Raw genomic sequence first — 25,902 nt, 5'->3', positions numbered from 1 at the left:
TTATTCACTTCCGGTTAGCCCTTGCCCAGCAAGGTGCCCAGATCGTCCGCCTTGGTGTGGCGTACATCCTTGCCTTTCACGTAGTAGACGATGTACTCGCAGATGTGCTGGCAGCGATCGCCGACCCGCTCGATGGCACGCGCCGCCCACAGGACGTTGAGCACCTGGGGGATGGTGCGGGGATCTTCCATCATATAGGTCATCAGCTCGCGGATGATGGACTCGTACTCGCGGTCTACCTTGTCATCTTCCTTGTAGACCGCCAGCGCCGCATCCAGATCCATGCGGGCGAAAGCGTCGAGCACATCGTGCAGCATCTTGATGGTACGACGGCCCATGTTCTCCAGCGACACCAGCGGCGGCTGCGGCTTGTTGGCGTTGTCGGTCAGCATGCGGGCGATCTTGTCGGCCACGTCGCCAATGCGCTCCAGATCGGTGATGGTCTTGATGATGGCCATCACCAGTCGCAGGTCGGAGGCTGTCGGCTGACGCTTGGCGATGATGCGGGTGCACTCCTCGTCGATCGCCACTTCCATCGCGTTGACCTTGTGGTCGTTGGCCACGATCTTGCGCGCCGCATCGAGATCCTGATCGTGGATCGCCGCAATGGCGTCGGTGAGCTGCTGCTCTACCAGACCGCCCATCACCAGCACCTGGTTGCGCACGCTCTCTAGCTCGGCATTGAATTGACCGGAGATGTGTTTATTGAGGTTCATATTGTCCATACAAATAATCCTTGATTGCTCCGATTATGCCTTAGCCGTTGAACCGACTGCCAATCTGTTTGCTGAGATTCATCCTCTCCTCTCCTTAGCCGTAACGACCGGTAATGTAATCTTCGGTCTTTTTCTTGGCCGGGGTGGTGAAAATGGTGTTGGTATCCGAGTACTCGATAAGCTCGCCCATATACATGAAGGCGGTCTGATCCGACACGCGCGCAGCCTGTTGCATGTTGTGGGTCACGATCACCACGGTGAACTGGCTCTTGAGCTCGTTGATCAGCTCCTCGATGGTGAGGGTGGAGATGGGGTCGAGCGCCGAGGTCGGTTCATCGAGCAGCAACACTTCCGGCTCGATGGCAATGGCACGGGCAATCACCAGACGCTGCTGCTGACCACCGGAGAGACCGAAGGCGTTGTCGTGCAGACGATCCTTCACCTCGTCCCACAGGGCCGCACCGCGCAGGGAGCGCTCGGCAGCTTCATCCAGAGTGCGACGATCGTTGATCCCCTGCAGGCGCAGACCATAGACCACGTTCTCGTAGATGGACTTGGGGAACGGGTTCGGGCGCTGGAACACCATGCCCACCTGACGGCGCAGGGCGGAAACATCAACGCTCTTGTCATAGATGTTGTGGCCGTGCAGTTGGATTTCCCCCTCGATGCGGCAGATCTCCACCAGATCGTTCATCCGGTTGATGCAGCGCAGCAGGGTCGATTTGCCACAGCCTGACGGGCCGATGAAGGCGGTTACCTGCCCTTTGGGGATCTTCATGTTGACGTTGAACAGCGCCTGCTTGCTGCCGTAGTACAGGTTGAGATCCTTCACCTCCAGCGCGGTCTGCTCCGGGGTCAGGTTGAGCAGGTCCAGCGCGGTGTGCTGGGTAGACGTGGTCGTTACGTTGATCATCTGTTACCTCAAAATCTATCTGGAGTGGCCGGACTGCTGCCGGCGCCCCCCACGTATTGGTGCAGAGAGATGGCGGCTCGCGCTCGGCCGCCCCTCTGTTATCTCACTCTTGTATCACTCATGCGGCGCCGGATTAATGCTCCAGCGACCGGAATTTCTCGCGCAAGTGGTTACGAATACCGATAGCGGTCAGGTTCAGACCCACGATCACCGTCACCAGCAGGAAGGAGGTGGCGTAGACCAGCGGGCGGGCCGCCTCGACGTTGGGGCTCTGGAAGCCGACGTCATAGATGTGGAAGCCCAGGTGCATGAACTTGCGCTCCACATGCAGATACGGGAAGTTGCCATCCATCGGCAGAGTCGGTGCCAGTTTCACCACCCCCACCAGCATCAGCGGCGCCACTTCACCGGCTGCACGGGCGATCGCCAGAATAAGGCCGGTCATGATGGCCGGGCTCGCCATCGGCAGCACGATGCGCCACAGGGTCTCGGCCTGGGTGGCGCCCAGTGCCAACGAGCCCTGACGGATGGTGCTCGGGATCCGCGCCAGCCCCTCTTCGGTGGAGACGATCACCACCGGCAGGGTCAGGATGGCCAGGGTCAGCGCCGACCAGATCACGCCAGGTGAACCAAAGGTCGGGCTCGGCAGCGCTTCCGGGTAGAACAGCTGATCCAGCGAGCCACCGAGCGTGTAGACGAAGAAGCCCAGACCAAACACGCCGTAGACGATGGAGGGCACGCCCGCCAGATTGATCACCGCGATGCGGATGATCTTGGTCAGGCTGTTCTTGCCTGCGTACTCGTGCAGGTAGACCGCCGCCACCACGCCGAGCGGGGTCACGATGATCGCCATCAGGAACACCATGAAGACGGTGCCGAAGATGGCCGGGAAGACGCCGCCCTCGGTGTTCGCCTCACGGGGATCGTCGGATACAAACTTGCCGATCTGGTGGAACCAGTGACCCACCTTGGCCAGCAGGCTCATGTCGTTGGGCCATACCACATCCAGTACCCTGGACATGGGCATGGTCACCAGCTCGCCACGCATATCCTTGACGGTGATGCTGTCCCGGTCAGCCTGACTGCGCAGTGAGAAGAGCTCTTTTTCCAGCACCTGATAACGATCGTTAAGGGCCTGACGTTCACGCTCCAGCTGAGCTTTCAGCTGATCGGTCAGCTTCTCTTCCAGCTCGGCCTTGCGCTCTTTCAGGCGCAGCCGCTCCAGCTGATAGTTGATGCTGCCGATGTCCCCTTTTTGCAGATCGTTGGCCTGTTCGGAGAGGGCATTGGCTCTCGCCAGCACCCGCTGCAGGGCAGGATGCAGATCCGAAGTCAGCTCGCGGCCATCCTCTTTTACCCCGACGATATAACCGTAGAAGTTACCGTTGGTGGCACGCTCAACCATGGCCAGCTCGGCTGGCTGGCTCTGGGACTTGATGTCCGTCTCCAATACCCAGCGAAAATCGAGGTCGACGAACTCACGGTTGCCGGTCTTGACCAGATAGCGGGTCAGCAGCTCGCGCTCTTCCCCCTCCAGCGGCAGACCTGCGGCGCGCAGTCGCTCCACCGGCACCAGCTCGCGATCGTTGATCTCGCCGATCAGCACGCTCTTGTTGCCGCTGGCGTCCTCCAGCTGCCACTCATAGATGGGGTGCGGCCAGAAGTAGACCAGACCACGCCATCCGATCAGCAGCAGCAGACCCAGTACCGCCACCAGACTCAGGCTGACGGCTCCGCCGGTCATCCAGATCCAGGGGGCCCCTGATTTAAACCACTTACCCATTGTCGATTCCTTGTCCATTACAGAGCCGCCCCTTACATCGAGCTGTATTTTTCACGCAACCGCTGACGGACAAACTCGGCCAGGGTGTTGAACATAAAGGTGAACACAAACAGGACGAAGGCCGCGAGGAACAATACCCGATAGTGGGAGCTGCCCACTTCCGACTCCGGCATCTCCACCGCAATGTTGGCGGCCAGAGTACGCAGCCCCTGGAACATGGAGAAGTCCATGATGGGGGTGTTGCCGGTAGCCATCAGTACGATCATGGTTTCGCCCACGGCACGGCCAAGGCCCATCATCACCGCCGAGAAGATGCCCGGGCTGGCAGTGAGGATCACCACTCGGCTCAGGGTCTGCCACGGGGTAGCCCCCAACGCCAGCGAGCCCTGGGTCAGGTGCTTGGGCACCGAGAAGACCGCATCTTCGGCGATGGAGAAGATGGTGGGGATGACCGCAAAGCCCATGGCGATACCGACCACCAGCGAATTGCGCTGGTCAAACTTGATACCCATTTCGTGGGTCAGCCAGATGCGCGAATCACCGTGCATAAAGGCATTCTCGATGAGCGGGCTCAGGGCGAAGGCCCCCCAGCCAATCAGCAGCAGCACTGGAATAAGCAGGATGGCGTGCCATCCCTCCGGCAGCCAGGACTTGCCACGCTCCGGCAGGTAGTTCCAGACCAGTGCGGTCAACAGCATCCCCATCGGCAGCAGGATCAACAGCAGGATCACCCCGGGCAGCGCCCCCTCTATGATGGGCGCCAGCCACAGACCCGCCAGGAAGCCCAGGATAACGGTCGGCAACGCCGCCATGATCTCCACCGTCGGTTTGACGTATTTGCGCAGCCCCGCCGACATGAAGTAGGCGGTATAGATAGCACCGGCGACACCGAGCGGCACCGCAAACACCATGGCGTAGAAAGAGGCTTTCAGCGTACCGAATACCAGTGGCACCAGGCTCAGCTTGGCTTCAAAGTCGTTGCTGGCGGAGGTGGATTGCCACACATACTGGGGCTCCGGATACCCTTCATACCATACCTTTTGCCACAGGGCCGACCAGGTCACCTCGGGGTGATCGTTCTCCACCGAGAAAAGCTTGAAGGTCTCCCCTTGCTGCATCAGCAACAGGTTGTGACGGGGGGAGATGGCCAGAGCAGAGAGTTCACCCCCTTCCACCGTCTCGGTCAGCAGCTTGGTCTCGCCAGTGGCGTGGAAGAAGCTGATGATGCCGTCCTTGTCGGCACTGATGAAGGCTTTGCGATAGTGCTCGGGGGTCAGAAGATCCACCGCGCCATCGCCCTTGAAGTCACGGATCTGAGTGAACTGGCGTTTGCCATCTTTTGCCACTTCAAACCACTGGGAGATGATGCCGTTGTCGTTGCCCACCAGCAGGGAGGAGGCACCGGAGAGCAGCTCGACCCGGGTCACGTTGGCATCTGGCGCATTGATCTCCAGCACGTTGCGCACGGATATATTGCTCAGGTCATGAATGTCATAGACAGAGAGACGATTGCCTTCCCGCACAAAGAGGATCCGCAGATTGGGGGTCAAAAGCATCTGATCCACATGGCGCGGCAGGGACGGAATGGTGTAGTTCTCACTGCTCCACTCAATCTCGCCGGAGAGGAAGTTCTCCTCACCGCTCATCACCATCAGTACGCCACGACCATCTTCGGTCACGGCGGCGGTCGCCATCTTGTCCTTGGTGGCCTCAAACACCATGGCACTGAGCGCTTTGCCCTGCGGATCGACCACTACCGGCTCCTCGCCAAAGGGATATTGCAGACTGGGTTCGATCACCCGCACATCGTTGGGATAGGAGACCTTGAACGCAGGCTGGACGACCTGCGCCTTGCCATCGGCGAAACCGTAGGCGATCAGCTTCTGACCAGGGGACGGTGGCGCCACCGCAGTGACATCACCGGTGACCTCAGCATGACCAAGGGATTGCCCGACCTTGATCTTGTCATCTCCCTGCACCGCGAAGAAGTTGACCAGTCCTTTATCGCTGAAGCGATAGCCGATCTCGTTCTGCTCTTCCACGCCGAGCCAGGCGGTCTTCCCTGCTGCAGGCAGAGTAAATGAGGCAGTTGGCTCCATGGAGGCGCCATTGAAGATGGGTTTCACCACATAGAGCAGATAAAAGAAGATAAGCAGCAGCGCCACCAGTACCAGGGCTCCGCCTGTGGTGACGCCATATTTGGCCAATTTATCCTTGATCCGGCGTTTTCTACTGCCCGCCATGACCAGGTTTAACGATTCCGATGACATGCAAGACCTCAATGTAAGCTAGGCTTGGCGGCATTATATGGCGGTTGCATGACAGTTTTGTTACATCGAGAGCGCTTTAACCGAGGTTGCTAGTGGAAAAATGGGCGGGGGTCCTTTCGAGGGAAAGTGAACACAATATATTGTTTATAAAGAGATATTTGTGAGAATAATCAGCAAGGGCAGCCTGTGCTGCCCCCAAATGATTCAGGAAAGGGCATCGTTTGATTGTTGCAGCGCCAGTTTGGCCGCCTTTTTCTCGGCGCGGCGACGCTTGAAGAAGGCCGACAACTGGGCCGAGCAGGCATCGGCCAGCACACCGCCGGTCAGCTCGACACTGTGGTTGTGGCGCGGGTCCTGCAAGATCTCGAACACAGACCCCGCAGCACCGGTCTTGAGATCACGTGCGCCGTAAACCACCCGCTTGACCCGGCTATGGATCAGCGCACCGGCACACATGCAGCAGGGTTCCAGCGTCACATAAAGTGTGGTGTCGAGCAGGCGGTAGTTCGCCAGCTGCTGGCCCGCCGCCCGAATTGCCATCACCTCGGCATGGGCACAGGCATCGTGTTCGCTGATGGAGCGGTTCCACCCCTCTCCCACCACCTGACCATCCAGCACCAGTACGGCACCGACCGGGATCTCGCCAATCCCTTCGGCCCGAGCGGCCAATGCCATGGCATGGCGCATCCACTGTTCGTCCTGCTCGATCTGACTCTGTGCCTGACTCGGTATTTCTGGGACCTCTGATGGTTTCACGCCCATCCCCTCTTTATATTGTTCAATTGTGCCGTTTGCATTCCCGCGACCCACACCTGTCAGATAATTCCATAGATAGCAGGCATGATTAGCATCGCTGACAGGGCGGCGATTATGCCAAATCTGCACGTCAGACCCAAGCCGCATCCCGACTGAGCAATAAAGAAGCAATCGGCATCTCTATGATAAAAAAGGAGTTGCACCCGTTTGGCCATGCTATTAGACTTCCTCCCCGTCAGCCGAGTCTGACTCCGTCGGTGTGTAGCGCAGCCAGGTAGCGCATCTGCATGGGGTGTAGAGGGTCGGAGGTTCGAATCCTCTCACACCGACCATATTCCCCGAGAATAGCCCAGTCAAACGACTGGGCTATTTTTTTGCCTCCGATTTATCTTCCTGACGATGCCTACCTATCAAGCACAAAAAACACTCAGAACCACTTGAATCTTTTTGCCGAACTCATTAAGATGCGCAACTTTCCGCCGGTAGACAACACAGGGAGGTGGAAACACGAGTGAAGGGATCACTGTCCGGCTTGCGTGCAACACAGGACCAGGCATGAACCAGAACACCGATTTCGCACCCGCCATTACGCTTTATTCCGTTCCTCACGACACCCCTTGCCACACCGAAAGCGAAAATGAACAGGTCATCCAGCTGGATGTGATCGATCTGGCCGAACCGGATGATGACTATTGAGCACGGTCAGATGGCTGTTCAATCACCGGCACATCGCCTGTTCAACGCTCTCCGTTTCAGGCCCTTGGCGAGAAATCTGCAAAAAACGACAAACTGCTAATTCTATCAAGGATGGCAGTATTATTGACTGATGTGTCTCCCCCTTCTCTCTCCGGCATTGCCCCCGACAACTGATACAAACCTACGTTATTGCGCTTCACTTTCCATCGCTGCAACCGCTGGTGCCAACAGAGCCTGCATCACCACACCAAGTTTAAAACGAACGTTCACCAATCAGGTCTAGCATTAGCAAAACATTCATTGCCACATTCAAACGCGCTTTATACGGCTGTTTTGGCAAAGCCTGGAGTTAGGTCGGGATTTGTTTTTGCATTTGTAATTTTATTGCGTAATAAGTTACAAAATGAGGGTCAGGGTAACGGCCCAAATTAGCCGTTGTCCGAAGGGAAAAAGCAGGAGCATAACCATCTGTGTAGAGCTTTTACACCAACCCAATAAAACAATAAAAAACATCAACTTAACCATATCCAAAAAACAGGTGTTTAAAAAAAACTGTTGACGCACTCAACAATATTTCGCACCTTATCAATCGTGTTACCCCGTTGTTGCGGGAACGTTTCAGGAACAGGGATTCGACTTTAGTCGTAGTTAGTAAGTTCAAAATGTAATTCTCAAAGGAGTGAAACTTATGTCGGCACCGGCTCAGACCCACTGCAGCGCCCGCCTTCGCATCCAGGGCGAGATGCTGCCCGAATACGCGCAAATTCTGACGCCGGACGCGGTGGCTCTGGTCTCCGAACTGGTGGAACGTTTTGCTCCCCAAAGAGGGGAATTGCTGAAACAACGTGTGGCACGCCAGGCCCGTATCGATGGCGGCGAGCTGCCGGACTTCCTGCCGGAAACCGCCCACATCCGTGAAGGTGACTGGACCATTCGCGGCATTCCTGCCGACCTGCAAGACCGCCGTGTGGAGATCACCGGCCCGGTCGAGCGCAAGATGGTGATCAACGCCCTCAACGCCAACGTCAAGGTGTTCATGGCGGATTTCGAGGATTCACTAGCTCCCGCCTGGAATAAGGTGATCGAGGGCCAAATCAACCTGCGCGATGCGGTCAACGGCACCATCTCTTACACCAGTCCGGAAGGAAAGGCTTATACCCTGAACGCCGATCCGGCCGTCCTCATCTGCCGGGTTCGCGGTCTGCACCTGCCAGAAAAACATGTCACCTTCGATGGCGAGCCCATTCCCGGCGGCCTGTTCGATTTTGCTCTCTACTTCCTGCACAACTATCAGGCGTTGTTGGCCAAAGGCTCCGGCCCCTACTTCTACGTACCCAAGCTGCAGAGCCATCTGGAAGGGCGCTGGTGGAGCGAGGTGTTCGCCTGGACCGAGGACAAGTTCGGTCTGCCACGTGGCACCATCAAGGCCACCGTGCTGATTGAAACCCTGCCAGCCGTATTCGAGATGGATGAGCTGCTCTATCAGATGAAGGATCACATCGTTGCGCTGAACTGCGGCCGCTGGGACTACATCTTCAGCTATATCAAAACCTTGAAGAACCATCCGGATCGGGTACTGCCTGATCGTCAGGTGGTGACCATGGACAAGCCGTTCCTCTCCGCCTACTCGCGGCTGCTGATCAAGACCTGTCACAAGCGCGGTGCGCTGGCGATGGGCGGTATGGCAGCCTTTATTCCGGCCAAGGACGCGGCCGTCAACGAGCAGGTCTTCGCCAAGGTCAAGGCCGACAAGGAGCGCGAAGCCAACAACGGCCACGACGGTACCTGGGTCGCCCACCCTGGCCTCGCTGATATCGCCATGGCGGTGTTCAACGCCACCATTAAGGCTGGCGCCAAGAACCAGATCGGCGTACTGCGCGAGCAGGATGCCCCCATCACTGCCGCCGACCTGCTGGCCCCCTGTGAGGGCGAGCGCACCGAGGCCGGCATGCGCACCAATATCCGGGTCGCCCTGCAATATCTGGAGGCCTGGATCAACGGCAACGGCTGCGTGCCCATCTACGGTCTGATGGAAGATGCCGCCACTGCCGAGATCTCCCGCACCTCCATCTGGCAGTGGATCCGCCACGGCAAGAGCCTCGCCAACGGCAAGGTGGTGACCAAGGATCTGTTCCGCCAGATGCTGGCCGAGGAGCAGGAGGTGGTCAAAGCCGAGGTGGGTGCCGAGCGCTGGCAGGCGGGGCGCTTTGCCGAGGCGAGCGAGCTGATGGAAGAGATCACCTGCGCCGATACCCTGATCGATTTTCTGACGCTGCCCGGTTACGAGCGGCTCTGAACTCCGGGCCCCGGGCGGGGCTCGCCAATAACAAGTCAATGGAAACGTGAAATCAATGAAAGAGGGAACTGATATGGCACTGACCCGTGAGCAACAGATCCAGGCTATCGAGAAAGACTGGGCGGAAAACCCCCGCTGGAAAGGGATCAAGCGCGGCTACAGCGCCGAAGATGTGGTGAATCTGCGCGGCAGCTTGCAGCCGGTGCACACCCTGGCCCAGCGTGGTGCCGACAAGCTGTGGGGTCTGATCCACGGCGACGCCAAGAAAGGTTATGTCAACTGCCTCGGTGCCCTGACCGGTGGTCAGGCAGTACAGCAAGCCAAGGCGGGGATCGAGGCGATCTACCTCTCCGGCTGGCAGGTGGCGGCGGACAACAACTTGTCCTCCACCATGTATCCGGATCAGTCCCTCTACCCGGCCAACTCGGTACCGTCCGTGGTGGAGCGCATCAACAACTCCTTCGCCCGCGCCGACCAGATCCAGTGGGCCAACAAGGTTGGGCCGCAGGATGAGGGCTTTATCGACTACTTCCTGCCGATCGTGGCCGATGCGGAAGCCGGTTTCGGTGGCGTGCTTAACGCCTTCGAACTGATGAAGGGGATGATTGAAGCCGGCGCCGCTGGCGTGCACTTCGAAGATCAGCTGGCATCGGTGAAAAAATGCGGCCATATGGGCGGCAAGGTGCTGGTACCGACTCAGGAAGCGGTGCAGAAGCTGGTTGCAGCCCGTCTGGCAGCCGATGTGTGCGGCACCACCACCCTGGTGATCGCCCGTACCGACGCCAATGCCGCTGACCTGTTGACCACCGACGCCGACCCATACGATGCAGACTTCCTGACTGGCGAGCGCACTGCCGAAGGGTTCTACAAGGTGCGTGCCGGTATCGATCAGGCCATCGCTCGCGGTCTGGCTTACGCCCCCTACGCCGACATGGTGTGGTGTGAAACCGCCAAGCCGGATCTGGACGAAGCGCGTAAATTTGCCGAAGCAATCAAGGCCAAGTTCCCGGACCGCATCCTGGCCTACAACTGCTCCCCGAGCTTCAACTGGAAGAAGAATCTGGACGATGCCACCATCGCCCGCTTCCAGCAGGAGCTCTCCGACATGGGCTACAAGTACCAGTTCATCACCCTCGCGGGTATCCACAACATGTGGTTCCACATGTACGAGCTGGCCTACCAGTACGCCCGTGGCGAAGGGATGAAGCACTACGTCGAGATGGTGCAGGAGCCGGAATTTGCCGCCGCCAGCCGTGGCTACACCTTCGTGGCACACCAGCAGGAGGTTGGTACCGGTTACTTCGACAAGGTGACCACCGTCATTCAGGGTGGCCAATCCTCGGTGACCGCACTGACCGGCTCCACCGAAGAAGATCAGTTCCACTAATAAGAGAGCTGCCTTGAAATAGCAAAACCCCGGCCTGATGCCGGGGTTTCTTTTTATCTGCCATTCAAACGAAAGTCAGGCCACAACCGCACACCGCAGAGAGGATCAGAGCTCGAGGATCTCTTTGACAAAGGGAATGGTCAGCTTGCGCTTGGCGCGAAATGAGGCGTTGTCGAGCTGATTGAGGGTGGTGAGCAGGGTGCGCATATCGCGGGAGAGTCGGTTGAGCAGGAAGCGGCCCACATCGATGGGCAATTTGAAGCCCCGCAGCTCGGCACGCAGCTGCAGGGCACTGAGCTTGCCTTCATCATCCAGCTCTTCGAGATGGAAACTCACCCCCCAATCCAAGCGCGAGGCGAGATCCGGCAGTTGCAGCCCCAGTTTGCGCGGTGCGCTGCAACCTGTGACAACCAACGTCCCCTCGCCCTTCTCCTGCCAGCGATTGTAGAAGTCGAACAGCGCCCGCTCCCACACGGCATTGCCGGCGATCGCCTCGAGACTGTCGAGACAGACCAGCGGCAGGCTTTCGAGGGCATCGAGCATGCTGGGATCGAGCTGTTCAAATTGATCGAGGGAGAGATAGGCCGCCGCCGCATCGCGGGCGTTGACCTCGGCACAGGTGGCGTGGAGCAGATGAGAGCGTCCGGATCCCTTGGCTCCCCAGAAATAGAGGAAAGGTGATCCCTGACCGATGGCCGCGTTTTTGAGGGCGGTGATCAGATGAGCATTGTTGCCGGGATAAAAACTGACGAAGGTTTCATCATCCGGTAGTTGTACGGCTAAAGACAGTTGGGCCGGTTGCTTCACTCGTTGGGCTTTGACTGTGACATTTGTGGCTAAGTGTACCATCGCAATGGCAGATAGAGAACCGCCCGGACAAGCCGGGCGGTAGACAAAAGCCTTATAACATCAGGGCTGCGACCATTGGTAACGCAAACCGCTGCCATTATCGTCAACCTTGCGCAAACGACTCTCAAGCTGCAGCGCCCGTACCAGCTCGGCCTGCTCCCCTTGCAGGGTGAAGTTGAAGGTGACCTGGTCCCCCTCCAGCTTGCCGATCGCCACCTTGCTGACGTTGGCCATCCCCTGCAGCATCTTCTGCACGGCGATCATGCTGTCCACTTCGGAGAGGCCATCTACCACCAGGGTCTGGCTGGTTGCCGGACCAGAAATGCGGGCACCGTAGTTTTTCACCAGCCAGGCCGCCAGGGTATCGGCAAACCCTTGCGCCACTTCGGCCTGAGTGCCGGTGCTATTGCCACGGGTCAGCTCGGTCACTTCACCGGCCGCTTTGGGGCCGTAGAGTCCCCAATCGATGCTCCACTTGTCACCTTCCGGTGTCAGCTTGCCCAACACCACCATCTCGGCGCCATAGCGCTGGCTTGCCTGCAAAATCGGGTCGGCAAAGCGGCCCCAGACATCGGTGGCACTGACCGCCATGTTGTCATCGAGATCCATCAGCGGAATGCTGATGGGTAGCCCCAGCGTCTGGGCCTGCTCGCGCAAGGCTTGCGCCCAACCATCGCTGGATTGATCCGCCAGCAGACGGCGCTCCCCCTGATCCACCACCAGCCAGATGGCCATTTGGGGACGAGCCGGGCCAAGCAGGGCAAACTGGCTCTCGGAGACCAGGCTGTTGACCTTGTCACTCTTGAACTCGGCTTTCAGATACTTGACGGAGTCCTGATCCTGATAGCCATAGCTTTTGACATAGTCGCCCGGGGCCGCCAGCGCCTTGACCACCACCGGCTGGGTGAGGATGTCGCGCTTGCCGGTGACCTTGATCAGCACCTGACCCAGTGCCTGCCCTTGAGCGGCCACCATGTCGCCACTGGTCGGGGCCTTGCCCTGATAGAGGTCGGTCACCTGAGCGGCCGAGGCCATGAATGACAAGCCGCAGCAGAGGGCGGTCACAACACGTTTGAACATGAACAGAGTCTCGAAATGGGAGAGTGTGCTTATGGTAGCGGCAAGGCGCATCCTGCGGCAAGGCTGGCACAAGCGGCCACAAACAGCAGAGCCGGCGATGCGCCGGCTCCGATCACCCCTTCCACATGGGAAGAAGGTCAAGGCATAAACTTATTTGGTACCGAAGATCTTGTCGCCTGCATCGCCCAGACCCGGCACGATGTAGCCTTTCTCGTTCAGCCCCTGGTCGACAGAAGCGCAGTAGAGCTCTACGTCGGGGTGAGCGGCTTCCAGCGCCTTGATCCCTTCCGGCGCGGCAACCAGTACCAGCACCTTGATGGATTGGCAGCCTTTCTTCTTCAGCAGATCGATGGTAGCGATCATGGAACCACCGGTGGCCAGCATCGGATCGATGACCAGCGCCAGACGCTCTTCGATGTTGCTGACGATCTTCTCGAAATAGGGAACCGGTTGCAGGGTCTCTTCATCGCGGTAGATACCGACCACGCTGACGCGGGCGCTCGGCATGTGCTCCAGCACGCCATCCATCATGCCAAGGCCGGCACGCAGGATAGGTACGACGGTTACCTTCTTGCCTTTGATCTGGTCAACTTCTACTGGCCCATTCCAGCCATCGATGATAACCTTCTCGGTTTCGAAGTCAGAGGTCGCTTCATAGGTCAACAAACTGCCCACTTCTTTGGCCAGTTCACGGAAACGCTTGGTGCTGATATCGCCTTCACGCATCAGACCGATCTTGTGTTTGACCAGGGGGTGTTTGACTTCAACGACTTTCATTATTATCTCCTCTAACCTGCCGCAAAAAAATCGCGGAATCATACAACAAAAGCCACCGCTTGTAGAGCATTTCCGCGCAAAAACGCGCAAACGATTTCCTTTCTGGTTTTTCACCGCCACTGTTAGAATACGCCCCGAATTTTACCCTCCACTTCTTTACATGACGGGGAATACTCGTGACTGACAAAACCTCACTGAGCTACAAGGATGCTGGCGTAGATATCGATGCCGGCAATGCACTGGTTGAACGTATCAAGGGCGTGTCAAAGCGCACTCGTCGTCCTGAAGTCCTTGGTGGTCTTGGCGGCTTTGGGGCCTTGTGTCAAATCCCTGCGGGCTACAAGGAGCCGGTACTGGTCTCCGGTACCGATGGTGTGGGCACCAAGCTGCGGCTGGCCATCGACCTGAAGAAGCACGACACCGTGGGCATCGATCTGGTGGCCATGTGCGTCAATGACCTGATCGTACAGGGCGCCGAGCCGCTGTTCTTCCTCGACTACTATGCAACCGGCAAGCTGGACGTGGACACCGCAGCCGCGGTGGTCACCGGGATCGGTGCCGGTTGCGAGCAGTCAGGCTGTGCCCTGGTGGGCGGCGAGACCGCCGAGATGCCGGGTATGTATGAAGGGGAAGACTACGACATCGCCGGTTTCTGCGTCGGTGTGGTGGAGAAGAGCGAAATCATCGACGGTAGCAAGGTCGGTGAAGGGGATACCCTGATCGCCCTGGCCGCCAGCGGCCCTCACTCCAACGGCTTCTCCCTGATCCGTAAAATTCTGGAAGTCTCCAAAGCCGACGTGCATCAGCCGCTGGGTGACCGCACCCTCGCAGATGCCTTGCTGGAGCCGACCCGCATCTATGTGAAACCTGTGCTCAAGCTCATCAAGGAGTGCGAGATCCACGCCCTCTCCCACATCACAGGTGGCGGCTTCTGGGAGAATATCCCCCGCGTATTGCCTGCCAATACTCAAGCGGTGATCGACGAGCAGAGCTGGCAGTGGCCGGCTGTGTTCAGCTGGCTGCAGCAGGCTGGCAACGTCACCCGTCACGAGATGTATCGCACCTTCAACTGCGGTGTCGGCATGATCATCGCCCTGCCCGCCAATCAGCTGGAGAAGGCGCTGACCCTGCTCAAAGCGGAAGGCGAGAACGCATGGCACATCGGTCATATCGCCAAGGCAGCAGACGGTGAGGAGCAGGTCGTCATCAAATGATGCGGATCCTCGTCCTAATCTCCGGCAGCGGTAGCAATCTGCAGGCGATCCTCGACCACTGCGCAAGCGGTAAGATTGTCGGTGAAGTGGTCGGCGTCATCAGCAACAAGGCCGATGCCTATGGTCTGGTTCGCGCCAAAGAAGCGGGGGTGGCGACCTCCATTCTGGCCCAGCAGCAGTTTGCCAGCCGGGAGGAGTACGACGCCGCCCTGCTGGCGCTGATGGCAGACTATCAGCCGGACTTGGTGGTGCTGGCCGGGTTTATGCGGATATTGAGCGGCGATCTGGTGCGCCATTTCGCCGGGCGGATGATCAATATTCACCCCTCCCTGCTGCCCAAGTATCAGGGCCTGCACACCCACCAGCGCGCCATAGATGCCGGTGACAGTGAACACGGCGCCAGCGTCCACTTCGTGACCGAAGAGCTGGACGGGGGCCCGGTGATCCTGCAGGCCCGCGTCCCCATCTTTGAAGGGGACACTGCGGACGAGGTAGCAGCACGGGTGCAGGCGCAGGAGCACAGAATCTACCCGCTGGTGGTGCGCTGGTTATGCGAAGGCAGGCTGCAGATGGTGGACGGCGCTGTGCAACTGGATGGCGCCCTGCTGGGCCCCGCTGGTTACGCCTGCGAGTAACAGCTAACAACTGCATGTCAGATACAACAAGGGAGGCTTAGGCCTCCCTTGTCATTTCTACCTACCGCACGATTGCAGCGGTTAGGTCGGATTACTCGGCCAAGCGACCCTACACCGGATTGTCGATATCGATAAAGGTGACATCCAGCCCATGCACGGTCGCCAGCCACTCCCCCAGCGCCTTGACGCCGTAACGCTCGGTGGCGTGATGGCCCGCGGCGTAGAAGTGCATCCCCATCTCGCGGGCGGTGTGAATGGTCTGCTCTGAGGCTTCACCGGAGATAAAGGCATCGATGCCCTGCTCCGCCGCCAGATTGATGTAGCTCTGACCGCCGCCGCTGCACCAGGCCACGGAACGGATAAGCTCGGGGCCGGTATCGCCACAATAGAGTGGTTCACGGCCAAGGCGCTCGGCAATCAGCTTGGCAAAGTCGGCGCCACTCATCGGCTCTTCCAGCTTGCCCACCATGGCGACGCTCTTGCTGTTCCACGGCTCCAGACCGCGACGCACCTTGATGTCAAGCAGCTTGGCGAGCTGGGCGTTGTTACCCACCTCGGGATGGACATCCAGCGGCAAATGGTAGGCAAACAGGTTGATATCGTGGGTCAGCAGGGTCTTGAGCCGACGCTGCTTCATGCCGGTGATCTGGGCCGGTTCACCGCTCCAGAAGTAGCCGTGATGGACCAGAATGGCATCGGCCTCGGCAGCCACCGCCGCGTCGATGAGCGCCTGACTGGCGGTGACACCGGTCACCACCTTGCGAATGCGCTCGCGCCCCTCCACTTGCAAGCCGTTGGGGCAGTAATCCTTGATGGCGTGGGGCTCAAGCAGATGGTTCAGTACGGTTTCGAGTTTTCGATGAGAGATCATAGGGGTCCCTTATTAAGGCTCGGTCCTCTGCTTTACCAATAAAAACAGGGCCCAGGCTCAAAGCGCCAAGGGCCCCATGATAATCGAGCCGGGCCGTCAAGACCATGACAGCCCCCACACAGTGCGGTTTCCCTCCCGGCCTCAGGCTGGCAGATCGATCCCCGCCTCCCGCATCTGGGCCAGCTTGTAGCGCAGGGTGCGCGGGCTGATGCCGAGTCGGTCGGCCACCGCCTTGCGGCTGCCGTTACAATCTTGCAGGGTGTCGAGGATGATCTGGTGCTCCTGCTGCTTGAGCTCGCTGCCGAGGCGATCGCCACCATAGCTGCGCTCCACGCTGACAAACTCCATCTCCTGCTCATCCAGCTCCTCCAGAATGAGGTGGTCACAATCAATGACCCCGTCCGGGGTGAGGATCAGGGCGCGCTGTACCACGTTGTCCAGCTCCCGCACATTGCCGGGCCAGGGGTGGGCCAGCAGCCGTTCCCGCGAGGCGTCCGTCAGCTGTGGTGTCGGCAGTCCCTGCTGACTGGCATGAAGCGCCAGCAGATGCTCCGCCAGTGGCAGAATGTCGCCGGGCCGCTCGCAGAGGGCAGACCAGCGCAGCGGGAAGACGTTGAGGCGATAGTAGAGATCTTCGCGGAACAGGCCATCCTGCACCGCTTTTTTCAAATCCCGGTTGCTGGTGGCGATGACCCGCACATCCAGCGGGATCATCTTGCGACTGCCGAGCCGCTCCACCTCTTTCTCCTGCAACACCCGCAGCAATTTGGCTTGCAGCCCCTGATCCATCTCGGTGATCTCGTCGAGCAGCAGGGTGCCTCCCTGCGCTTGTTCGAACTTGCCTGGGCACCCCTGTACCGCACCGGTGAAGGCGCCCTTCTCGTAGCCAAACAGGGTCGCCTCCAGCATGTTTTCCGGAATGGCGGCACAGTTGATGGCGACGAAGGGCAGCTCGGCGCGGCTGGAGTTGTCATGAATGTAACGGGCCAGCACCTCTTTACCCGTCCCGCTCGGGCCGGTCACCATCACGGTCGCTTCGCTTCTGGCCACCCGGGTCGCCAGCTGGAACAGCTCGGCAGTTTTGGGATCCCCGTAGACCACGGCACGTTTTTCCACCTTCTGAGCGGGCACATACCGGCTGACCTGATTGAGCAGCACCTCCGGCGAAAAGGGCTTGGCCAGATAGTCGATGGCCCCTTCGCGCATGGCGCGCACCGCGCCGTCGATATTGGCGTAGGCGGTCATCAGCAGCACAGGTATCTGCGGATATTGCTGGCGAATGGTCGCCAGCAGGGTGAGGCCGTCCATTCCCCCCATCTGGATATCGGAGATCACCATGTCAAACGGCTGACGGGAGAGAGCCAGCAGAGCCCGCTCGCCGCTGTCCGCTTCACGGCACTCATAACCGCCGAGCAAAAGGGTATCCACCAGCGCTTCGCGCAGGCCATTGTCATCTTCTACAACCAGGATCCGGGCCTGAGTCATGCTACACCTCCCACGACAGCCAACCTGGCCGCATTGATATGGCTCCCTCTCGGCAGGCACAGCTCCTTAACAAGGCTCATGCTGCACCTCCAAGTTGCACCTGCTGCTGATGCAGGGGGAACGACAGAGTAAAACAGGTGCCTTCACCGGGAACCGAGGCCACACCGACCTCCCCCTGATGGGCACGCACGACGGATTGCACCACAGCCAGCCCGAGGCCTGTGCCTTGGGAGCGGGTGGTAAAGAAGGGTTCGAATACCTGACCAAGCAGGTGAGAAGGGATCCCCTTGCCATTGTCGATGACACGCATCTCCACCCGGACACCACTGCGCACCGCGCTGACCAAGAGTGACGTGGCCCCCGCCTGCTGGGCATTGGCGATCAGGTTGTTGATGGCGCCCGCCAGTGCGCTGCTGTTGGCCAGCAGGCAGAGATCGGGCTCCGGCGCCTCCATGTGCAGTTCGCAGCCCTGTTGCTGACAGAAAGCCTCGGCACCAGCCTGCACTTCAGCCAGCAAGCCCTGTACCGAGATGGGGGTGACCACCTGATTGTCGCCATTGCGGGCAAACAGCAGGATGTCGTTGATCTGCTTCTCCAGATCCTGGAGGCGGGCCATCAGCTTTTGCTGAAACTGGCTGCGGGACTCCGGCTTGAGGGTACGGTTGGCCAGGTTGGCGGCATAGAGCATGGCGGCGGAGAGCGGAGTGCGGATCTGGTGGGCGAGCGAAGCCGCCATATTGCCCAGCGCCGACAGCCGCTTCATGTGGTTGATGCGATCCTGAAGCTTGCGGGTTTCAGTGAGGTCATTGATAAAGACCAGCTGGCCGCTCTGATCCGGCAGCGGCTGGGTAGAAAGCTGGACCCGTCGTCCGTCGCGCAGGGAGATCTCGTGGCCATCATCCTCACGTGGTTCAAAACAGCGGGCAATGATGCGGCGCCAGAGCTCTCCTTCCAGCGGCTCCCCCAGCAGGGAGATGGCTGCCGGATTCGCGCGGGTGACCACCCCAGCCCCGTCAAGCAGCAACACCCCGGTGGGGAGCGCCTTGAAGATGGCATAGAGCTGGCTCACTTCGTGGGACTGGAGTGGCATGTCCTGCTGCTGGATCGTCATAAACCTGACCTCAAACTGGCTATTGGGTCAGGTTATTCAATTTCCATGCCACTAAATTATTTCAATTAAAGCAATAGATTGCATGTTAACGTCAAGGCTTTGACCCTTAAACGTCCTTGCTCATCCCGTACTTTTTCATCTTCTCTACCAGGGTGGTACGGCGCATGCCGAGCAGATCGGCGGCGCGGGCCACCACCCCGTCCTGCGACTCCAGCGCCTGGCGGATCAGCTCCACTTCAAGGTCGGCCAGCATCTCCTTGAGATTGACCCCCTCCTCCGGCAGTTGCATGGTGCGGGCAGAGGCGAGGGGGTGATCCAGCTCCGGCGGCTCCTGGAACACCGCCGCCAGCGCATCCCGCTCATCCATCTCGGTCAGCCGCTCATCCCGCGGCTCGCTCGGCAACAGACGATAACGACTCGGCAGATCCGCCACATCGACGATCTGTTGCGGGTAGAGGATAAGCAGCCGCTCCAGCAGGTTGGAAAGCTCGCGCACATTGCCCGGCCAGGGGTACTGCATCAGCGACTCCAGCGCCCGCTGGGTCAGACGGATCACACTGTGGTGCTGCTCCGCGTGACGGTTGAGCAACTCCTGCAGCAGCAGCGGAATGTCATCGATGCGATCCCGCAGTGGCGGGGTCTCAATGGGGAAGACGTTGAGGCGGTAGTAGAGATCTTCACGAAAACCCTGACTGCGGATCAATGCCTCCAGATCCCGATGGGTCGCCGCAATGATGCGCACATCGGCCTGAATGGGCTTGCCACCACCGACCCTGTCGAACAGCCGCTCCTGCAATACCCGCAGCAGTTTGACCTGCATCGGCATCGGCATGTCGCCAATCTCGTCGAGGAACAGGGTGCCCCCCTGCGCCAGCTCGAAACGACCGCGACGAGCTGCGATGGCGCCGGTAAAGGCTCCCTTCTCGTGACCGAACAGTTCGCTCTCAAGCAACTCGGCAGGAATGGCACCACAGTTGATAGGCACAAAGGGGCCACTACTGCGGGCCGAGAGTTCGTGAATGGCACGGGCCACCACTTCTTTGCCGGTTCCCGATTCACCAAGGATCAGCACGTTGGCATCGGTCTCGGCCACCTGGCTGATGAGGCGGCGAACCTCCTGGATCCCCTTCCCTTTGCCCACCAGCAAACGCAGCAACGTCTGCCCCTTGTCGTGGGTCTGTTGACGGGGATGGAGAGAGACAAAAGCCTGACAGAAGTGCAGATGACGGGTGAGGGATTCATAGGTAAAAGGCGAGAGCGCGACCCCGATAAAGTTGCTGTTGGGCAGTTCCGCCTCAACCAGCGAGATAAAGGGGGTACGAGGGAAAGCGGCAAGTAACTCGGGCAAGGTGCGACCTGCCAGTTCACCCACCAGCACCCCTTGCAGTGGGCCAGAAGATTCGATGGCGACATCCAGGTCCCCTTCTGCGACATCCTGCCACAGGATCCCCATAAACGAGAGCACGGTTCCCAACTGCTGGCGCCGCTGCGCATCGGCATCAACAATCAACACGCCCATCTCCACCATATCCATCCCTCGCGATATCCTGAACTAACTTATTGTTTTATTTAGTAATAAAACAGCTACTGACTGTCTTTTTGCAGGCACACAAAGTGCCAAAAAACCGACACATTGTCAAAAATTGTCGTATTCAGGCTAAGTGTATCGATAGAAACGGGAGATTAGATAAATTTTGCCGAGGAATTTTCTGCATTGGCGCCGCTAGCAAACGCCGCCAATGGCGGAAAGAAAACTGCCCTCGTCAGAGGGCAGCATGCAGCACGGTCAGATGAACTCAGTGGCTGTGGTGGTGATGCGGCGCCGCATAACGACACTCGGGAAAACGACTACAGGCCAGGAAGAGTCGACCGGCGTGGGGGCCTTTTTTCGCCTCCCGCTCCACCAGCGGCGCATCGCAACGGGGGCAATGCTGCACCTCGAGCTCCTCGTCCTCCTCTACATCGGCGAACAGTCCATCGACCAGCTCACCCTCACTCTGTGGTGTCTCCACCATCCCCTTGGCCCGGATGGCAGGTTCGTGGAGCGACGAGGACGAGACAGCCTCGGCATGGGCAGTGCGGCCACGCATCCCGGCACCAACATCCACACCATCCAGCAGCAGAGGGTTGAACGTCGGCTCGCGGCGCGCCCCGTGCGGCAGATCGTCAATCAAGGGTTCGCTGGTTTTGACCAGCAGCGGCAGGATCTGTTCGCGCAGCTCTTCCACCAGATAGCTGGCACTTGCCGGGATCTGTAGCAAGGGCAGACCGGCGCTGTCGCAGGCGGTTTTCAGAAAGAGATCCCGCGCCTTGCGCTTCTGATGGCGGTGGGAGCTGTCATCGAGTTCGATGGCACAGATAAAGGAGAGATCAGAAGGGTGGCAAAGCAGATAGTCGAAATGCTTGGCGCTGATCTTGTTGAAGTGCTGCTGCCATTTGCTCTTGCCGATCCCGGCCTGCGGCGTCAGCACATCGGCCACTCTTACCTTGGCAAAGACCCGGGCCTTGTCACCCACCGCCAGATCCAGCACCGCGAGGAACGATCGTTCGGCGGGACTGAACAGGGTCTCCTGCACATCATAGGGCAGGCGCTTTTGCTGTCTGCCTCTGCTCCAGAAGATCGCCAGCACAAGCAGCGCCAGCAACAGCAATCCCGATAGGACAAGGGTATTCATGAGAGCACGATCCAGTTCACGACACGAAAGGGGAATTACTTTACCACAGCCGCCACGGAGCAAGGCAGCAGACCCGTGTATAGAAAGTGAAAAGTCCCGTCTTTTTATCTATTTGTCAGCAGGCGGGGGTTCATATGACCAGCCCCAGCAGGCACAATAGGGATAGAGCAAGAAATCCCATTTCAAGGAGAGCAGGATGCAAAAGCAATTGGTGGTCACCGTGATCGGTGCAGACAAACCCGGGATCGTCGAGAGTCTGGCTGCAGTCATCAGCAGCGAGCAGGGCAACTGGCTGGGCAGCGCCATGAGCGAACTGGCGGGACAGTTTGCCGGTATCCTCCATGTCTCTGTCCCCGATGAGCACTATCGCAGCCTGTGCGAAGCACTGGCCCTGCTACCGGGTCTGACCATCAGCTTTGCCGAAGGGACACCTACCGCCGAGCCAGCCCATCAAGTCATGATGACAGTGACCGGCAACGACCGCCCCGGCATCGTCCATGAAGTAGCCAGCATCCTGCGCCAGCTCGAGATCAACGTGGCCGATCTCACCACCGGCTGTGAACCGGCTCCCCACTCCGGCGCCCCGCTCTTCTATGCCCATGCGCTGGTTGCCCTGCCCGACGGGCTCGCGATGGATAAGCTGATCACCGCGCTGGAATCCCTCTCCGACGATCTGGTGGTCGACATCGACGAAGCGTTCAGCGAGCAGTAACAATACTGTCATTTATTTGTCATATATTAACGCCATAACTGCCGCGCAGACGCGACCTGAAACAGAGGCACAAGATGAGCACCGACAAGCAGTATGAAGAGAAAGAGCTAAGCTGGCTCTCATTCAATGAACGGGTGTTGCAAGAGGCAATGGACAAGACGGTGCCCCTCATCGAGCGGGTTCGTTTTCTGGGGATCTTCTCCTCCAACCAGGATGAGTTCTTCAAGGTACGGGTATCGGACGTCAAGCGTCGCATCCTCATCAATGAAGTACATGGTGGCGACGATGAAGCGAAAGTGCTGCTGCGCGCCATCCAGCAAAAAGTGATGGCGCTCGGTGAAGCGTTCGACAACACCTATAAGGAGCTGTTGATCGCGCTGGCCCGCCACAACATCTTTCTGGTCAACGAGAACCAGCTCTCCGATGCCATTCAGAAATGGCTGCGGGTCTTCTTCAAGGAGAAGGTGCTGCGCCACATCATCCCGATCCTGCTCAACAAAGAGGTTAATCCGGTCAAATTCCTCAAGGATGAGTACACCTATCTGGCCATCGAGATGAAGAAGAACGGTCAGGTGATCCAGTACGCTCTGGTGGAAGTGCCGACCGACGACCTGCCCCGCTTCTTCCAGCTGCCGCCGGAAGGGACCCGCCGCAAGAAGCAGATCATCATTCTTGATAACGTCATCCGCTTCTGCCTCGACGAGATCTTCAAAGGCTTCTTCGACTACGACGAGATTGCCGCTTATGCGGTGAAGCTGACCCGGGATGCCGAATATGATCTCTCCGACCAGCTGGACTTGAGCCTGGTGGACAAGATGAGTGACGGCTTGAAGCAGCGCCTCACCGCCATGCCGGTGCGCTTCGTCTACGAGCGGGAGATGCCCGCCGCCATGATAAGCTTCCTGAAACTCAAGCTGCAGATCAGCTCCTACGACGCCATCATGCCGGGTGGGCGCTATCACAACTTCAAGGATTTCATCGGCTTCCCCAACGTGGGTCGTGACTATCTGGAAAACCCCAAACTGCCGGCCCTCGATTGCCGCGATTTTGACGGCTTCGTCAACGCCTTCGATGCCATCACCAAGCAGGATATTCTGCTCTACTACCCGTATCACAAGTTCCACCACTTCACCGAGCTAGTGCGCCAGGCGGCGTTCGATCCGGCGGTCAGCGCCATTCGCATCAACATTTATCGGGTGGCCAAGAAGTCGCGGATCATCCACTCCCTTATCGATGCCGCCAACAACGGCAAGAAGGTGACCGTGGTGGTCGAGCTGCGCGCCCGTTTCGACGAGGCGGCCAACATCGACTGGGCCAACATCCTTACCGATGCCGGAGTCAAGGTGGTGTTCGGGGTACCGAGCCTCAAGATCCACTCCAAGCTCTGCCTCATCACCCGTCACGAAAATGGCGAGGCGGTGCGCTATGCCCATATCGGCACCGGAAACTTCAACGAGAAGACCGCCAAGATCTACACCGACTTCTCGCTGCTCACCCGCAATCCGGATATCACCGCCGAAGTGGAAGGGGTGTTTGAATACATCGAGTACCCCTATCGGCGCTACAAGTTCAACCACCTGCTGGTCTCCCCCATCAACAGCCGCCGTCAGCTCTATCGCCTCATCGACAACGAGCTCTCCAACGCCAAGGCGGGCCAGCCGAGCGGCATCATCCTCAAGATCAACAATCTGGTGGACAAGGATCTCATCAACCGCCTCTATGCCGCCGGTCAGGCGGGAGTACCGATCCAGATGATCATCCGTGGCATGTGCGCCCTGCGTCCGGGCGTACCGGGCCTCAGTGACAACATCAAGGTGATCAGCATCATCGACCGCTTCCTCGAGCACCCGCGGGTGATGGTGTTCCACAACAAGGGCAACCCCCAGCTCTATATCTCCAGCGCCGACTGGATGAGCCGCAATATCGACGGCCGGATCGAGGTGGGCACCCCCATTTATGACGAGCGGCTCAAGCAGCGCATCATGGACATTCTCGAGCTACAACTGAGTGATACCTGCAAGGCGCGGGTCATCGATGCCGACCAGCAGAACGAATATGTGAAGCGGGGCAACCGCCGCAAGATCCGCTCTCAGGTGGCTATTTACGACTATCTCAAACGTATCGAGTCAAACAATGGACAATAGTCTCTATGCCGCCGTGGATCTCGGCTCCAACAGTTTTCATATGGTGATCGCCCATCTGAGCGAAGGGCGTTTTCGCATCGTCGATCGCATTAAGGAGCGGGTGCGGCTGGCGGAAGGGATGGATGAGCAAAAGCGGATGAGCCCGGAGGCGATGGAACGCGGCCTCGCCTGCCTGTCGCTGTTTGCCGAGCGGCTCACCAACATCAAACCGGATCAGATCCGCATCGCCGGTACCTACACATTGCGCCGTGCCAGCAACGCGCGCGAATTTGTGAGTGAAGCAGCCAAGGTGCTCAACCACCCCATCGAGATCATCAGCGGGCAGGAAGAAGCACGGCTCATCTATCAGGGGGTTGCCCATACCCAGCATATCGAGGGCCAGGTACTGGTGATCGATATCGGCGGCGGCAGCACCGAACTCATCATCGGTGAAGGGTTTGAACACAAGGCCCTCACCAGTCGCAAGATGGGCTGCGTCAGCTTTACCCAAAGCTTCTTCGCCAGCGGCAAGCTGAGCGACAAGCACTTCACCAATGCCGTGCTGGAGGCGCAGCACCAGCTCGCCCCCATCGTCAACCAGTACCGCAAGCTGGGCTGGCAGAGCTGCCTTGGCAGCTCAGGCTCCATTCGTACGATACGGGATGTACTGCAAGGCGAAGGGCTGACTGACGGCAGCATTACGCTGGAGGGGCTGGAGCGGCTCAAGGCGCTGATGATTGAGCGCAAGCGAGTCGATAACCTCAAACTGGTCGGGCTTACCGAGGAGCGTCAGGAGGTGTTTGCCGCTGCGGTCGCCATCCTGCTCGGGCTGTTTACCTCGCTGCCCATCGAGCGGCTCGACTACTCCGACGGTGCGCTGCGTGAAGGGTTGCTTTATGAATTCGAGGAGCGCTTGCAGCACCACGATATTCGCGAGCGTACCGCACAGGCGCTCGGTACCCACTACCGGATGGACAAAAAACAGGCAGCCCGGGTGGAGCAGAGCGTACTGACCCTGTTTGATGCCTTGCAAGAGCCCTGGCAGATGGAAGTAGAGCCCTATCGAGCCATCCTCGGCTGGGCGGCCCGGCTTCACGAAATTGGCCTTGCCATCAACTACAGCGGCATTCATCGCCACTCCGCCTATATCCTGCAACACACCGACCTGCCTGGCTTCAACCAGGACGATCAGGCGCTGCTGGCTGCGCTGGTACGCTTTCAGCGCAAGGGGCTCAAGCTCTCCGAGCTGCCGCCCCTACCCAACCACGACATGCAGACGGTGCTGCGCTGCATCCGCATCCTGCGCCTCGCAGTCGCCGCTCACCACAAGCGTCAGGACAACCTGCTGCCTGAGTGGAAAGTCGCAGTGCAAGGGGATCAGCTGGTCGTGACCCTGCCGATCGACTGGTGCGAGGAGAACCGTCTCCTGATGCAGAATCTGGAGAAGGAGCATCGTTATTGCCAGGAGCAGGGCTGGCCACTGTTGTTCCAGCTCGGCTAAACCGGAAAAAGATAAATGCAAAAGGCAGCCCAATGGCTGCCTTTTGCATCTC

The 25,902-nt window shown here is 58.9% G+C and carries 21 protein-coding genes and 1 tRNA gene; 9 read left to right on the top strand and 13 right to left on the bottom strand.

Annotation, left to right across the window (positions count from 1 at the left end; translation table 11 throughout):
- Positions 1–14: 14 nt before the first annotated feature.
- The 5 genes from phoU to tadA all read right to left on the bottom strand — a co-directional run bounded on the left by phoU (position 15) and on the right by tadA (position 6,444).
- Positions 15–725, bottom strand: a complete 711-nt coding sequence (phoU, locus tag G5287_RS16395; RefSeq protein WP_005334097.1) for a phosphate signaling complex protein PhoU — start codon at positions 723–725, stop codon at positions 15–17.
- Between the two features lie 85 nt (positions 726–810).
- Positions 811–1,629 (bottom strand): phosphate ABC transporter ATP-binding protein PstB, encoded by an 819-nt coding sequence (pstB, locus tag G5287_RS16390; protein ID WP_005334102.1) that lies wholly within the window; start codon positions 1,627–1,629, stop codon positions 811–813.
- 133 nt (positions 1,630–1,762) lie between these two features.
- Positions 1,763–3,412 (bottom strand): phosphate ABC transporter permease PstA, encoded by a 1,650-nt coding sequence (gene pstA / locus G5287_RS16385; protein WP_042012620.1) that lies wholly within the window; start codon positions 3,410–3,412, stop codon positions 1,763–1,765.
- 32 nt (positions 3,413–3,444) lie between these two features.
- Positions 3,445–5,682, bottom strand: coding sequence for an ABC transporter permease subunit (locus tag G5287_RS16380; protein WP_227340827.1), 2,238 nt, complete (start codon positions 5,680–5,682; stop codon positions 3,445–3,447).
- Between the two features lie 204 nt (positions 5,683–5,886).
- Positions 5,887–6,444: a tRNA adenosine(34) deaminase TadA gene (gene tadA / locus G5287_RS16375; RefSeq protein ID WP_408082950.1), complete on the bottom strand. Its 558-nt coding sequence runs from the start codon at positions 6,442–6,444 to the stop codon at positions 5,887–5,889.
- Positions 6,445–6,693: 249 nt separating this feature from the next.
- On the opposite strand from tadA, the gene G5287_RS16370 reads away from it, so the two are divergent.
- The 4 genes from G5287_RS16370 to aceA all read left to right on the top strand — a co-directional run bounded on the left by G5287_RS16370 (position 6,694) and on the right by aceA (position 10,817).
- Positions 6,694–6,770, top strand: a tRNA-Pro gene (locus tag G5287_RS16370).
- Positions 6,771–6,993: 223 nt separating this feature from the next.
- Positions 6,994–7,134, top strand: a complete 141-nt coding sequence (locus tag G5287_RS16365; protein ID WP_005334106.1) for a hypothetical protein — start codon at positions 6,994–6,996, stop codon at positions 7,132–7,134.
- Between the two features lie 688 nt (positions 7,135–7,822).
- Positions 7,823–9,430 carry a malate synthase A gene (gene aceB, locus G5287_RS16360; protein ID WP_421231564.1) on the top strand — a complete coding sequence of 536 codons (1,608 nt, stop codon included), beginning with the start codon at positions 7,823–7,825 and terminating at the stop codon, positions 9,428–9,430.
- A 73-nt stretch (positions 9,431–9,503) separates the two neighbouring features.
- Positions 9,504–10,817 carry an isocitrate lyase gene (gene aceA, locus G5287_RS16355; RefSeq protein WP_005344572.1) on the top strand — a complete coding sequence of 438 codons (1,314 nt, stop codon included), beginning with the start codon at positions 9,504–9,506 and terminating at the stop codon, positions 10,815–10,817.
- Positions 10,818–10,922: 105 nt separating this feature from the next.
- Here aceA and hda read toward each other — a convergent pair whose 3' ends face one another.
- The 3 genes from hda to upp form a co-directional block, all read right to left on the bottom strand.
- Positions 10,923–11,624 carry a DnaA inactivator Hda gene (hda, locus tag G5287_RS16350; protein ID WP_013723920.1) on the bottom strand — a complete coding sequence of 234 codons (702 nt, stop codon included), beginning with the start codon at positions 11,622–11,624 and terminating at the stop codon, positions 10,923–10,925.
- Between the two features lie 102 nt (positions 11,625–11,726).
- Positions 11,727–12,746, bottom strand: coding sequence for a DUF2066 domain-containing protein (locus tag G5287_RS16345; protein WP_040066189.1), 1,020 nt, complete (start codon positions 12,744–12,746; stop codon positions 11,727–11,729).
- A gap of 150 nt (positions 12,747–12,896) precedes the next feature.
- Positions 12,897–13,523, bottom strand: a complete 627-nt coding sequence (gene upp, locus G5287_RS16340) for a uracil phosphoribosyltransferase (RefSeq protein ID WP_005334115.1) — start codon at positions 13,521–13,523, stop codon at positions 12,897–12,899.
- A 176-nt stretch (positions 13,524–13,699) separates the two neighbouring features.
- On the opposite strand from upp, the gene purM reads away from it, so the two are divergent.
- Positions 13,700–14,737 carry a phosphoribosylformylglycinamidine cyclo-ligase gene (purM, locus tag G5287_RS16335; RefSeq protein ID WP_227340830.1) on the top strand — a complete coding sequence of 346 codons (1,038 nt, stop codon included), beginning with the start codon at positions 13,700–13,702 and terminating at the stop codon, positions 14,735–14,737.
- Positions 14,734–15,372 carry a phosphoribosylglycinamide formyltransferase gene (gene purN / locus G5287_RS16330; protein ID WP_421231563.1) on the top strand — a complete coding sequence of 213 codons (639 nt, stop codon included), beginning with the start codon at positions 14,734–14,736 and terminating at the stop codon, positions 15,370–15,372. Before purM ends, purN begins: the two co-directional genes overlap by 4 nt.
- A 109-nt stretch (positions 15,373–15,481) precedes the next feature.
- Here purN and G5287_RS16325 read toward each other — a convergent pair whose 3' ends face one another.
- From G5287_RS16325 to G5287_RS16305, 5 genes are all read right to left on the bottom strand, one after another.
- Positions 15,482–16,243: a Nif3-like dinuclear metal center hexameric protein gene (locus tag G5287_RS16325; RefSeq protein ID WP_421231562.1), complete on the bottom strand. Its 762-nt coding sequence runs from the start codon at positions 16,241–16,243 to the stop codon at positions 15,482–15,484.
- Between the two features lie 141 nt (positions 16,244–16,384).
- The gene (locus G5287_RS16320) at positions 16,385–17,728 is read right to left on the bottom strand and encodes a sigma-54-dependent transcriptional regulator (RefSeq protein WP_421173080.1); all 1,344 of its coding nucleotides are present in this window, start codon (positions 17,726–17,728) and stop codon (positions 16,385–16,387) included.
- Between the two features lie 76 nt (positions 17,729–17,804).
- Complete coding sequence (locus G5287_RS16315; RefSeq protein WP_421173081.1) at positions 17,805–18,839, bottom strand: sensor histidine kinase; 1,035 nt, start codon at positions 18,837–18,839, stop codon at positions 17,805–17,807.
- Between the two features lie 106 nt (positions 18,840–18,945).
- Positions 18,946–20,367 carry a sigma-54 dependent transcriptional regulator gene (locus tag G5287_RS16310; protein WP_421173101.1) on the bottom strand — a complete coding sequence of 474 codons (1,422 nt, stop codon included), beginning with the start codon at positions 20,365–20,367 and terminating at the stop codon, positions 18,946–18,948.
- A 268-nt stretch (positions 20,368–20,635) separates the two neighbouring features.
- Complete coding sequence (locus tag G5287_RS16305) at positions 20,636–21,514, bottom strand: DUF2726 domain-containing protein (protein ID WP_421231561.1); 879 nt, start codon at positions 21,512–21,514, stop codon at positions 20,636–20,638.
- A 196-nt stretch (positions 21,515–21,710) separates the two neighbouring features.
- On the opposite strand from G5287_RS16305, the gene G5287_RS16300 reads away from it, so the two are divergent.
- From G5287_RS16300 to ppx, 3 genes are all read left to right on the top strand, one after another.
- Positions 21,711–22,226 (top strand): glycine cleavage system protein R, encoded by a 516-nt coding sequence (locus G5287_RS16300; protein WP_421173083.1) that lies wholly within the window; start codon positions 21,711–21,713, stop codon positions 22,224–22,226.
- A 74-nt stretch (positions 22,227–22,300) separates the two neighbouring features.
- Positions 22,301–24,370 carry a polyphosphate kinase 1 gene (gene ppk1, locus G5287_RS16295; protein WP_139734028.1) on the top strand — a complete coding sequence of 690 codons (2,070 nt, stop codon included), beginning with the start codon at positions 22,301–22,303 and terminating at the stop codon, positions 24,368–24,370.
- Complete coding sequence (gene ppx, locus G5287_RS16290; protein WP_421231560.1) at positions 24,360–25,850, top strand: exopolyphosphatase; 1,491 nt, start codon at positions 24,360–24,362, stop codon at positions 25,848–25,850. The genes ppk1 and ppx overlap by 11 nt, the downstream gene beginning before the upstream one ends.
- Positions 25,851–25,902 lie beyond the last annotated feature (52 nt).

Origin of the sequence: Aeromonas sp. 603079 (assembly GCF_049172135.1) — a bacterium.
GTDB classification, from domain to species: Bacteria; Pseudomonadota; Gammaproteobacteria; order Enterobacterales; family Aeromonadaceae; genus Aeromonas; species Aeromonas veronii.
This window is presented reverse-complemented; position numbering and strand designations above follow the sequence as displayed.

Excerpts from the sequence above, each read along its gene's own strand:
- G5287_RS16315 (WP_421173081.1), bottom strand. The coding sequence starts at position 18,839 with ATGACGATCCAGCAGCAGGACATGCCACTCCAGTCCCACGAAGTGAGC.
- G5287_RS16310 (WP_421173101.1), bottom strand. The coding sequence starts at position 20,367 with ATGGTGGAGATGGGCGTGTTGATTGTTGATGCCGATGCGCAGCGGCGC.
- phoU (WP_005334097.1), bottom strand. The coding sequence starts at position 725 with ATGGACAATATGAACCTCAATAAACACATCTCCGGTCAATTCAATGCC.
- tadA (WP_408082950.1), bottom strand. The coding sequence starts at position 6,444 with ATGGGCGTGAAACCATCAGAGGTCCCAGAAATACCGAGTCAGGCACAG.
- upp (WP_005334115.1), bottom strand. The coding sequence starts at position 13,523 with ATGAAAGTCGTTGAAGTCAAACACCCCCTGGTCAAACACAAGATCGGT.
- aceA (WP_005344572.1), top strand. The coding sequence starts at position 9,504 with ATGGCACTGACCCGTGAGCAACAGATCCAGGCTATCGAGAAAGACTGG.
- G5287_RS16365 (WP_005334106.1), top strand. The coding sequence starts at position 6,994 with ATGAACCAGAACACCGATTTCGCACCCGCCATTACGCTTTATTCCGTT.
- ppx (WP_421231560.1), top strand. The coding sequence starts at position 24,360 with ATGGACAATAGTCTCTATGCCGCCGTGGATCTCGGCTCCAACAGTTTT.
- G5287_RS16320 (WP_421173080.1), bottom strand. The coding sequence starts at position 17,728 with ATGACTCAGGCCCGGATCCTGGTTGTAGAAGATGACAATGGCCTGCGC.
- G5287_RS16325 (WP_421231562.1), bottom strand. The coding sequence starts at position 16,243 with ATGATCTCTCATCGAAAACTCGAAACCGTACTGAACCATCTGCTTGAG.
- pstB (WP_005334102.1), bottom strand. The coding sequence starts at position 1,629 with ATGATCAACGTAACGACCACGTCTACCCAGCACACCGCGCTGGACCTG.
- G5287_RS16380 (WP_227340827.1), bottom strand. The coding sequence starts at position 5,682 with ATGTCATCGGAATCGTTAAACCTGGTCATGGCGGGCAGTAGAAAACGC.
- G5287_RS16300 (WP_421173083.1), top strand. The coding sequence starts at position 21,711 with ATGCAAAAGCAATTGGTGGTCACCGTGATCGGTGCAGACAAACCCGGG.
- G5287_RS16305 (WP_421231561.1), bottom strand. The coding sequence starts at position 21,514 with ATGAATACCCTTGTCCTATCGGGATTGCTGTTGCTGGCGCTGCTTGTG.
- G5287_RS16345 (WP_040066189.1), bottom strand. The coding sequence starts at position 12,746 with ATGTTCAAACGTGTTGTGACCGCCCTCTGCTGCGGCTTGTCATTCATG.
- pstA (WP_042012620.1), bottom strand. The coding sequence starts at position 3,412 with ATGGGTAAGTGGTTTAAATCAGGGGCCCCCTGGATCTGGATGACCGGC.
- aceB (WP_421231564.1), top strand. The coding sequence starts at position 7,823 with ATGTCGGCACCGGCTCAGACCCACTGCAGCGCCCGCCTTCGCATCCAG.
- ppk1 (WP_139734028.1), top strand. The coding sequence starts at position 22,301 with ATGAGCACCGACAAGCAGTATGAAGAGAAAGAGCTAAGCTGGCTCTCA.
- purN (WP_421231563.1), top strand. The coding sequence starts at position 14,734 with ATGATGCGGATCCTCGTCCTAATCTCCGGCAGCGGTAGCAATCTGCAG.